The 1,110-nt window shown below is 69.2% G+C and carries 2 protein-coding genes; both read left to right on the top strand.

What is annotated here, in order from left to right; genetic code table 11:
* On the top strand, nucleotides 1-196 hold a 196-nt coding region (locus tag ABD191_RS28845), incomplete at its 5' end, for a hypothetical protein (RefSeq protein WP_344089082.1).
* Between the two features lie 3 nt (nucleotides 197-199).
* A partial coding sequence (locus tag ABD191_RS28840) for a hypothetical protein (RefSeq protein ID WP_344089080.1) occupies nucleotides 200-1,110 on the top strand: 911 nt, incomplete at its 3' end.

Here is a 1,110-nt window from a genome sequence, read left to right as displayed (position 1 = left end):
CCTCACCGCGCCCCAGTGGCGCCTCGCCGAGAACGCCCTGGCGAACGCCGCCCAGGGCATTCAGCCGGGCGACACCCTGACGCTCCGCGTAGGCGAGCACGAGTTCGACGCCTACGTGGACACGCGTGCGGATGCCCGCGTGGTTGGCGGCATGCGGCAGCTGCGGCAGACAACCCAGCCTGGACGAAGGGGGTAGGCGGTGGCGATCCCCGGGAACATGTTGTCGCAGGTCACGGAGACGGTCGACCCGAACACCACGGGCTGGGCCGCGAAGATGAACTGCAGCATCAGCAAGGGCACCGGCGGCAGGTCGGGGGACGGGACTCTGCGCCTGTCCTCGGCCGCCGCCGGTGAGATGCAGGCCCGCACGACCGGCTTCTACCCGGTGGCGAGCGGGCAGGAGTATCAGGCTTTCGCGGACGCGTCCGGGGCTACGGTCCCGGAGCGCATCGGCCTGCGCTGGATGAACTCCTTCAACGCCGAGATCAGCATCACGTGGTCGCTGACCACGGCTACCGCCTCGGCGACATGGCACCGCATCAGCGTGTCCGGCACGCCGCCTCTCGGTACCGCGTGGGTGCAGGTGGTGGTGTCGGCAACCCCGGCCGCCGGATCGGTCGTCAACCATTTCGAGAACGTCTACCTGGGCGTTCCGATGCGCACCACCGGCAACCTGCTGTCGGCGGATGCCGAGAACATCGAGCACGCCACCCTGAAGTGGGTGGCGGAGACGAACTGCTCGGTGGCCCGGCAGGCGCCGATGGTGTCGTGGCCGGTCGACTACTACCTGGCCGGCGGGCATGTGCTGGCGCTGACGGTCACCGCGAACGGCAACGCCGCGGCGAAGGTCACGGAGAAGCCGGCCGCGACCGCAGGCGTCGAGTACATCGGCCGCTGCTATCTCAGTCCGCCCACGTCCGGGTCGACGGTCTGGGTGGAGCTCCGGTTCTACACGGCCGCAGACGTCCTGCTGACCTCGACAAGGTCGAATTTGGCGGCTCCGGGAACCGGCTATTACGAGCAGCGAGTCTCGGCGGTCGCGCCAGCCACTACCGCTTACGCGACGCTCGCCGTAGGCATCACCTCAGGTACCGCGGCCCAGGTCATGCG

The organism is Luedemannella helvata, from assembly GCF_039528415.1.
In the GTDB taxonomy this organism is placed as follows: Bacteria; Actinomycetota; Actinomycetes; order Mycobacteriales; family Micromonosporaceae; genus Luedemannella; species Luedemannella helvata.
The sequence above is the reverse complement of the archived record's forward strand: the minus strand, read 5'-3'. Positions and strand labels throughout refer to the sequence as shown.